We start from the raw sequence: 7,925 nt of genomic DNA, 5'->3' as shown, positions 1-7,925 counted from the left end.
AGTACGGGGTACGAGCGATGTTTGAGATAGCAAAGGGCTATCCCGATACCCCTATAACCATAAGGGAGATAGCGCAGAGGCAGGATGTCTCTGTCCCCTACCTGGAGCAGATACTGGGCAGACTGAGAAAAACCGGTTTGGTAAAGAGCGTCAAGGGTCCCGGGGGCGGGTACCTGCTGGTCTCAAGCCCTGAGCGAGTGACTATTGGTGCCATCGTGTCGGACCTTGAGGGGCCGGTGGCGATCACGTCGTGCCTGGACCCCGATGAGGGATGTGTCAAGATCGACGGCTGCGTTGTCCACCTGTTGTGGAAGGCGCTGGGCAGACAGATCGAGGACTTCCTTAACACCATCACCTTGGTTGACCTCCTTGAGGGCAGCCAGTTTGACAGCCAGATGCTCATGGCTGCAACGGAGGCAACATCCGGGTTGGCCGACAGGACTGTCATTGCATGAGTTTGAAGTTTGTTGACAACGTAAAGGCTGATGTGACCTCTGACATCGTCTACATGATGTGCCCGATGCACCTGCTGAAACTGGAGGAACACATGAACGAACTCGACGGCGGACAGATACTGGAACTGCTGACCGATTATGACGGGGCATTGGAGGACGTCCCGGCTTGGTGCGACAAGACCGGTAACGAGTTTGTAGGCATAGACGAGGCCGAGGATTACTACAAAATATACATAAGAAAAACACGCAAAACGATAAGTTAATACGTGGAGGTTTTACTATGAGATACTTCGATCATGTCGCAACCAACCCCCTGTTGCCGGAGGTACTGGATGCGATGATGCCATACTTCAAGGAGCAGTTTGGCAATCCGTTAAGCCCCTACGATCTTGGCATATCGGCCAAGACGGCCATTGATGATGCCAGGACACAGGTAGCGGCCCTCATCAACGCAAAGGCGGCAGAGGTCGTATTTACATCCAGCGGTGCGGAGTCAAACAACTTTGCCCTCAAGGGCATAGCGCTGGCAAAACAGCAATCGGGTAACCACATAATAACGTCAAAGGCCGAACACCACTCAATCCTCAATACGGCACGGTCGCTGGAAAAACTCGGTTTCGTCGTGACCTACGTTGCCGTGGACAAGTATGGCCTGGTGGACCCCGCAGACATAAAAAAGGCCATAACAAAAGATACGACCATTATATCGGTCACACATGCCTCAAGCGAAGTGGGCAGCATAGAGCCAATCAAGGAGATAGCCGCAGTTGCCAAGGCGCACAATGTGACGTTTCATGTTGACGGCGTTGCCACCGTCGGGGCGATCCCCGTTGATGTGGCAGACCTTGGAGTTGACCTGTTGAGTCTGACGGCGCACCAGTTCTATGGCCCCAAGGGTGCCGGGGCGCTTTACATCAGAGGCGGACAACGCATCCTGCCGCTGATCTACGGTGGCATACAGGAAAACGGCCGTCGTGCCGGCACGGAGAACGTCCCTGCCATCGTGGGCATGGGCAAGGCGGCAGAGTTGACCAGGAGAGACCTTGCCGGTCGTATTGCGCACGTCACGAGCCTCAGGGACAAACTCATCGATGTTATCGGCAAGATCAACGGCGTTCACCTGACGGGACATCCTGACAACAGACTGCCCGGACATGCGAGCTTTGTTGTTGAGTACATCGAGGGAGAAGCAATGCTGTTGATGCTCCAGGGCAAAGAGATCGTTGCAGCCAGTGGTTCGGCCTGTACGTCCAAGGCGCTGAAGGCCTCTCCGGTGTTGATAGCCATGGGGGTGCCGGCAAGCATGACGCATGGGTCGATTGTATTTTCGGTGGGCGTTGGCAACACGGAGGAAGACGTCGATGCCATCAACGAAGAGCTGCCAAGGATCATAGGCAGACTCAGAGAGATATCACCTTTTGGAAGGAACGGGTGGGGACAATCAGAACCGGAGGCTACACAATGACCGCAGCAAGCGGCACCGGGCAGCTTAACCGGCGATATACGCCCAACCTGTGGAGATTAAACAAGATAAGCACTTCAGTGGAGGTGGATTTATGTATAGCAAGAAGTTAATGGATCACTTTACCAATCCACGCAACGTTGGTGAGATACCTGATGCCGATGGCGTAGGGATGGAGGGTAATCCCACGTGTGGGGATGCCATGAAGTTGTTCATAAAGATTGAGGATGAGCGTATAGTGGACGCCAAGTTTCAGACATTTGGTTGTGGGGCGGCCATAGCGGTATCGAGTATGATAACGGAGATGGCCAAGGGCAAGACGCTGACAGAGGCGCTGGCCATCACGAAGGAGTCTGTGGCCGATGCGCTGGATGGTCTGCCGCCACAGAAGATGCACTGCTCAAACCTCGGCGCAGATGCCCTCAGAAAGGCCATCGAAGACTATAGAAGCAAGCTGACACAAGCCGGCACAACATAAAAGATACGCCATCAAGAAGGGGGCCAGGGCAATCGCATTTGAGAATTTTATGAATTGTTTATGGTTTAGCTTGTATTTAAAAATCAAGCCTGCGCATAATGGGGTCAAGGGGACTGGTCCCCTTGCGGGGGGTTCTGAAGGGGGGCGGAGCCGCCCCTTTTTTTCTCTTACGGCCCTGCCCCAGGATGATGTTTGTTGCCTAAAACGGTGCCGGTTGATTAAAATATAACCTATGCGGCAGATACTTAGCCGGCGTGGATTTACGCTTATCGAAATCATAGTTGTCCTGCTGCTGATGATGATCATCATGGCGGTGGTAGCTGTTGGCTTTACGCACTCCTCGCCAACGGCCAAACTGCGGGCTGCCGTCAGGGAACTGGCCGCCACGATGCGGTATATGAAAAACATGGCGCAACTCAAAGGGCAGGAACAAATACTCACCGTGGATATGGACAACGGGCTTATCGTGTACAAAAACAGAACCAAGACTCTCCCAAAGGGCGTGAGCATAGCCATCAACGACCCCAATGAGGGGGAACTCACACGCGGTAAATGGACAGTCACATTTTATGCCGAAGGTGGCTCCACGGGTGGCGAAATCAAGCTGTTCAACCAAAAACACTCATTCCTCGTAACCATAGACCCCGTCGTGGGCAGCGTCATAAGCAAGTAGGCAATAGCTTAGACAATAACACCAGAACGCCAACTAAAATTTATGTACCCGGCTGATTTTTGCACTTGAGTTTTTCACATACAGGAGCATATAATAGTGGGGTATGTATAAGAAGATTGAACTGCATAATCTGTTCAAGGGCAAAATCGGGGAAGAGGGCACTATTGCCGGCATTGATATAATTGACGATGCCTCCGAACATGCAAAGAGCGAGTTGGTTATAAAGACCGCCTGATGGCCCGGAGGATTCATTAACTTATGCAGTGGCAATTTACACCATATCAGGTGCTCAACGGAGATGTCTCATACGGTATACAAGACTATAAGAATGACCTGAGGGCAGAGATCAGGGGGACGCTGGTCAGTCTGGGTATGGATGAGCATACGATGGATTTCTATTGCGATTTCGTGTACATGCTGTTTTGCTGGCGCGCAACAAATCAACCCATACACACCTATAGGGCACTCCTGCAGGAAAAGATTCCCGAGGACTCCCCCGTCAAGGCCAGTATGACAGACGATGCCTTTTTGCACAGCCTTGAATCCGACAACATGGAGTTTATCGATATGCTGCGTGTGATCATCACCAATATCACCCTGAAACATATACAGGCAGGGCTATCCATAGAGGATGCCGCAAGGGCAGTGCATAACGAAATAGGCTTCTTCCGCCAACTATAGCTGCACCGGAGGACCTTGACCCAAAAAACATTAACAATGAGCCCTGTGGGCTTTTGCTATACCCGTGGCTGTGTTTTGGGAGGGCGGAGGGGGTTGTGTACCCCTGCCAAAAACCGCTCCCACTGCTTTTCTTTTTCTTATAACAGCCCTGCTCGTTCCAGGATCGTGGGTACCTTGTCTTCCATGCCGATGGCCATGATGTGGACGCCGTCACAGATGTTTTCTTCCTTGAGTTGCCTGATGTGCCTGGCGGTGATGTTGAGGCCTGTATCGAGGGCTTTTTCCTTGCCGGCTGCCTTTAACTCGTCTATAAGGGTCTGGGGGACCTTTATGCCGGGGACGTTGTTGTTGAGGAAGTTGGCCATACCGACGCTCTTTAATACCACCAGACCGGCCAGAATCTTTACCGGGAAATTCCTGGCAAAGACCATGAACTCCTTGAACTTGTCTATGTCATAGATGGCCTGGGTCTGAAAGAAATGCGCACCGGCCTTGACCTTCTTTTTGAACTTCATCAATTGTGGTTCAAGGGGGTTGGCCTCGGGGGTGACGACCGCTCCCTGAAAGAAACTCGTAGCACCCTTTAACGCATTGCCATACATGTCCTTGCCGCTGTTTAGACCATCGACGACCTGAAGCAGTTGCACCGATTCTATATCGTAGACGGGTTTGGCACCCTTCTGATCCCCCGCCGAGACGTGATCGCCCGTCATGATCAGGACGTTGTGGATGCCCAGAACGCTGGCACCTAAGAGGTCTGACTGTAACGCTATGCGGTTTCTGTCCCTGCACGTCATCTGAAGGATCGGCTCAAGCCCCTGTTCGATGGCCAGCTTACACACCGCCATGGAGTTTATGCGCATCACGGCGGACTGATTGTCGGTTACGTTTACGGCATCGAGTTTGCCTTTGAGCAGGTGCATGTCATGGAGCATCGTTGCGATATCGGTTCCCTTGGGTGGGCCGACCTCGGCCGTTACAACAAACTTACCAGATTGGAGGGTTTCTTTAAAGCTCATTATTTGTTCTCCTTCTCTTTTGACGATGCCGTTTTGTCTTTCTTCTTGTCTTCTTTTTTGTTATACAGCGAGTGTGGCTTCTGACTCTTTGACCAGTCCTTGGGTGGGGCGATCTCATCCATTTTTTCGAGTTCGTTGAGTTTCTTCTGTCGCTCGTATATGCGTATCCATGCACAGGGGATATCGGCGCTGACTTCGCAGTTGCCGTCCTTCATGCCGCCACAGGGGCCATTCAAGAGCCCCTTGGGACAGTTGGTCACCGGGCAGATGCCACCCGTCAACTCCAGGATGCAATCGCCACAGAGCGAACAACGCTCATCAAACATCTGAAAACGCGTCATGTTGCCCAAAAACAAGCTGTCGTTGGAGGGATAGACCGGCTTGTCGGGGAATATCTCAACGGCGCTCTGGGTGCCCGCCCCACAGGACATGACTATTATGACTTCGGCGTCGTTACAGGCATCCTTGTCCTTTTTCAGTTCGATCTTTGTCCCCAGCGTCTGACACCCGGTCTTAGGCACCATCCCACCGGTGACGGTTTTGCCCGCCGCCGTAAGCGTCTGGGTCAGCTCCTTGATGGCCTCCTCATTACCCGTACCACATAGGGCGGCACACTCGGAACAACCTATCAGGTAGAAGCTCTTATACCGATCGAGGGTCTGTAGTAACTTATTAGTGTCCTTCTTGGTAGTTATAATCATGGTGTAAAGTCTCCCGTGTTTTTACTTGTTGTATTGATAACTCCGCTCCCTATGCTCGTTGTATGGAGAATTTGGCGGCCTCTATCGTGTTATACATAAGCATGGCGATTGTCATGGGTCCCACGCCACCGGGGACAGGCGTAATAAAGCCGGCCCGCTCCTTTGCCGCACCAAACTCCACATCACCAACGAGTTTGCCGTCCGCTCCAACGTTAATGCCTATATCTATGACGGTTGCACCCTCCTTGATCCAGTCGCCCTTGATCATTTCGGCCTTCCCTATGGCTGCACAAAGGATGTCGGCACTGAGGCATACCTCTTTGAGGTCCGTCGTCCTGCTGTGGCAGATTGTTACGGTGGCGTGTTTACGTAACAGCAGCATCGAAATTGGCTTACCCACTATCACGCTCCTGCCAACGACCACGGCATGTTTGCCCTTGGGGTCGATCCCGTAGGCATCCAGGAGCTTTATGCAACCGTGGGGCGTGCATGGCAGAAAACCCGGTTCGTCCAACAACAATCTGCCAAGGGCATCGGGGCCAAAGCCATCGACGTCCTTTTCGGGCGCTATGCGGTGCATCACGGCCTTTTCATCGAGGTGCTTGGGCAGGGGCAGTTGCACCAGTATGCCATGCACCTTGGGGTCTGCATTGAGGTCGTCTATGAGCTTGATAAGCTCTGCCTGTGTGGTGGTATCGGGTATCTTGTTACCAAGGCTCTTGATACCAAGCGTTTCACACATCTTTTCCTTGCTTCCAACATATTTCTTCGAAGCGGGGTTTTCTCCCACCAGGACAACGGCCAGCCCAGGCTCCACACCCTTGGCGCGCAGCCCTGCCACTTCCTTCTGAAGCTCATCCGTAATATCCTTTGAAACCTTCTTGCCGTCTATTATGGTTGCCGACACAAAATCCTCCTTAATATTTAATTGATAAAAGCCATCTGTTTATAAAATATCCGCCCCGGGGTGTAACCCCCGGAGATAACCTCAAGTAATACTTGAGAGTTAATTGTTTTACGATTGTCGTATCAACGACAGTATCTCATCGCGCGTAGACTTCCTTGTCCTGAATATGCCTCTGACGGCGGAGGTAACAACCTTGGCACCCTGCTTCTTTAACCCCCGCATACTCAGGCAGAGGTGTTCGGCCTCAATCACCACCATCGTACCCTTGGGTCGCAGCGAATCCATGATCAGGTCTGCCAGTTGCGTGGTGAGTCTCTCCTGTACCTGGAGGCGTTTTGCCATGAGGTCGAGGGCCTTTGCCAACTCACCGATACCCACGATCTTACCGCCATCCGGTATGTAGGCGATATTGGCCGTTCCAAAAAAAGGCAGCATGTGGTGTTCACACATGGAATAGAACGTAATATCCTTGAGGATCACCATCTCATCATAGTTTTCGCCGTCTATGGGCTTAAGCAGTTCTTCCCCCGGGGTGGCCATCCCCGATAGTATTTCCTTGTACATGGCCGCAACTCGATGTGGGGTTCTCTGAAGACCGGGTCTTTGGGGGTGCTCGCCGATCCCCTCAAGGATTAATTCCACGCCGCGTTTTATTTTTTCGATATCCATATCTTATGCCATTGCGGGCATTTGCAGTGTCGGCCTGATGATACCGGTATCGGTTATTATCATGTCAACCCTGACGTCGTGTTCCTGCATGGGGATGTCATCCACCATTTGCTCTGTGTATGCAAGGGCAACCAACAGGGGATGCCTGTATTGCATAGAACTCAACAGTCTGTCGTAGAACCCGCCGCCATAGCCAAGTCTGCCACCGGCGGTATCAAACGCCACACCGGGCATCACAATGAGGTCAAAGCGGCTCAACTGCTCAGTGTCTATGCGCCGTGATTGGGAGACATTCGGCTCGGGGATGTTCATACATCCACTGACAAGCTCGCCCATATTGCGTATTTCGTATATATCCAACTGCCGTTTCAGCATGTCCACCTTTGGCAACGCCACCAACTTGCCACTGCCAAGGGCATCCGCTATGATTGTGAGGGTCTCCGGCTCGCTCCTGAAGGAGGCGTAGAACATCACCGTTGTGGCATCTCTGAACTGTCTGAGGCGGAGCAGTCTGGTCTTTATCTCTGCATCCCTGGTGTCCTTGTCTGCGGCAGTGATAGCGTCCCGGCCGTGCAGGACTGACCTTCTGATGGCCGATTTAGTTGTCATTTTGTACGTTGCCTGGTTTTCTTATGGCGGATTCAATGGTGTTCTTGATGATTTTTATGTCTTCAACGGCTTCGGGGGCATTTTTGTATGGCGGAACGCCCTTGATATCGGCCTCCACCACGGCCTGGCTGAAACCAACTGAGCCGACATAGTTCATCCCCTCCAGGAGACCCTTTATAAACTCGACATCCGAGCTGCCTCTGACCTTGCCGGCAACTACGAAGACGTTTGCAACACCGAGGGCCTTGGCCATGTCCCTGACAACAAGGGC

At 52.4% G+C, this 7,925-nt stretch carries 12 protein-coding genes and 1 pseudogene; 7 read left to right on the top strand and 6 right to left on the bottom strand.

Annotation, left to right across the window (positions count from 1 at the left end):
- The 7 genes from HWQ67_RS09530 to HWQ67_RS09505 form a co-directional block, all read left to right on the top strand.
- Positions 1 to 455 (top strand): RrF2 family transcriptional regulator (locus HWQ67_RS09530; RefSeq protein WP_218252454.1); only part of this gene is annotated, 455 nt, incomplete at its 5' end.
- Entirely contained in the window at positions 452 to 718 is a 267-nt protein-coding gene (locus HWQ67_RS09525) for a sulfurtransferase TusA family protein (RefSeq protein WP_218252453.1), read from the top strand. The genes HWQ67_RS09530 and HWQ67_RS09525, both read left to right, overlap by 4 nt.
- Positions 719 to 735: 17 nt before the next feature.
- The gene (locus HWQ67_RS09520) at positions 736 to 1,920 is read left to right on the top strand and encodes a cysteine desulfurase family protein (protein WP_218252452.1); all 1,185 of its coding nucleotides are present in this window, start codon (positions 736 to 738) and stop codon (positions 1,918 to 1,920) included.
- Positions 1,921 to 2,011: 91 nt separating this feature from the next.
- The gene (gene nifU / locus HWQ67_RS09515) at positions 2,012 to 2,395 is read left to right on the top strand and encodes a Fe-S cluster assembly scaffold protein NifU (protein WP_218252455.1); all 384 of its coding nucleotides are present in this window, start codon (positions 2,012 to 2,014) and stop codon (positions 2,393 to 2,395) included.
- Between the two features lie 232 nt (positions 2,396 to 2,627).
- Complete coding sequence (locus HWQ67_RS09510; protein WP_218252451.1) at positions 2,628 to 3,068, top strand: GspH/FimT family pseudopilin; 441 nt, start codon at positions 2,628 to 2,630, stop codon at positions 3,066 to 3,068.
- Positions 3,069 to 3,171: 103 nt separating this feature from the next.
- On the top strand, positions 3,172 to 3,303 hold the full coding sequence (locus HWQ67_RS19925; RefSeq protein ID WP_255317203.1) for a hypothetical protein: 132 nt from the start codon (positions 3,172 to 3,174) through the stop codon (positions 3,301 to 3,303).
- 23 nt (positions 3,304 to 3,326) lie between these two features.
- Positions 3,327 to 3,749 carry a hypothetical protein gene (locus tag HWQ67_RS09505; RefSeq protein WP_218252450.1) on the top strand — a complete coding sequence of 141 codons (423 nt, stop codon included), beginning with the start codon at positions 3,327 to 3,329 and terminating at the stop codon, positions 3,747 to 3,749.
- Positions 3,750 to 3,886: 137 nt separating this feature from the next.
- Here HWQ67_RS09505 and HWQ67_RS09500 read toward each other — a convergent pair whose 3' ends face one another.
- The 6 genes and pseudogenes from HWQ67_RS09500 to HWQ67_RS09475 form a co-directional block, all read right to left on the bottom strand.
- Complete coding sequence (locus HWQ67_RS09500; protein WP_218252449.1) at positions 3,887 to 4,768, bottom strand: methylenetetrahydrofolate reductase; 882 nt, start codon at positions 4,766 to 4,768, stop codon at positions 3,887 to 3,889.
- A complete protein-coding gene (locus HWQ67_RS09495; RefSeq protein WP_040336490.1) occupies positions 4,768 to 5,469 on the bottom strand; it encodes a methylenetetrahydrofolate reductase C-terminal domain-containing protein in 702 nt (233 codons plus the stop codon). The genes HWQ67_RS09500 and HWQ67_RS09495 overlap by 1 nt, the downstream gene beginning before the upstream one ends.
- A gap of 49 nt (positions 5,470 to 5,518) precedes the next feature.
- Positions 5,519 to 6,376 carry a bifunctional methylenetetrahydrofolate dehydrogenase/methenyltetrahydrofolate cyclohydrolase FolD gene (gene folD, locus HWQ67_RS09490; RefSeq protein ID WP_218252448.1) on the bottom strand — a complete coding sequence of 286 codons (858 nt, stop codon included), beginning with the start codon at positions 6,374 to 6,376 and terminating at the stop codon, positions 5,519 to 5,521.
- Positions 6,377 to 6,484: 108 nt separating this feature from the next.
- Complete coding sequence (folE, locus tag HWQ67_RS09485) at positions 6,485 to 7,045, bottom strand: GTP cyclohydrolase I FolE (protein WP_218252447.1); 561 nt, start codon at positions 7,043 to 7,045, stop codon at positions 6,485 to 6,487.
- Positions 7,046 to 7,048: 3 nt separating this feature from the next.
- Entirely contained in the window at positions 7,049 to 7,654 is a 606-nt protein-coding gene (locus HWQ67_RS09480) for a 5-formyltetrahydrofolate cyclo-ligase (protein WP_218252446.1), read from the bottom strand.
- A pseudogene (locus tag HWQ67_RS09475) lies at positions 7,644 to 7,925 on the bottom strand (hypothetical protein); the annotation flags it as partial. The gene HWQ67_RS09480 and the pseudogene HWQ67_RS09475, both read right to left, overlap by 11 nt.

This window comes from Candidatus Magnetobacterium casense (assembly GCF_019173545.1).
GTDB lineage: Bacteria > Nitrospirota > Thermodesulfovibrionia > Thermodesulfovibrionales > Magnetobacteriaceae > Magnetobacterium > Magnetobacterium cryptolimnobacter.
Note: the sequence above shows the minus strand (reverse complement) of the source record. Positions and strands in the feature narration are given on the sequence as shown.

Coding starts and splice junctions, on each gene's coding strand:
- HWQ67_RS09525 (WP_218252453.1), top strand. CDS start 452: ATGAGTTTGAAGTTTGTTGACAACGTAAAGGCTGATGTGACCTCTGAC.
- HWQ67_RS09520 (WP_218252452.1), top strand. CDS start 736: ATGAGATACTTCGATCATGTCGCAACCAACCCCCTGTTGCCGGAGGTA.
- nifU (WP_218252455.1), top strand. CDS start 2,012: ATGTATAGCAAGAAGTTAATGGATCACTTTACCAATCCACGCAACGTT.
- HWQ67_RS09510 (WP_218252451.1), top strand. CDS start 2,628: ATGCGGCAGATACTTAGCCGGCGTGGATTTACGCTTATCGAAATCATA.
- HWQ67_RS19925 (WP_255317203.1), top strand. CDS start 3,172: ATGTATAAGAAGATTGAACTGCATAATCTGTTCAAGGGCAAAATCGGG.
- HWQ67_RS09505 (WP_218252450.1), top strand. CDS start 3,327: ATGCAGTGGCAATTTACACCATATCAGGTGCTCAACGGAGATGTCTCA.
- HWQ67_RS09500 (WP_218252449.1), bottom strand. CDS start 4,768: ATGAGCTTTAAAGAAACCCTCCAATCTGGTAAGTTTGTTGTAACGGCC.
- HWQ67_RS09495 (WP_040336490.1), bottom strand. CDS start 5,469: ATGATTATAACTACCAAGAAGGACACTAATAAGTTACTACAGACCCTC.
- folE (WP_218252447.1), bottom strand. CDS start 7,045: ATGGATATCGAAAAAATAAAACGCGGCGTGGAATTAATCCTTGAGGGG.
- HWQ67_RS09480 (WP_218252446.1), bottom strand. CDS start 7,654: ATGACAACTAAATCGGCCATCAGAAGGTCAGTCCTGCACGGCCGGGAC.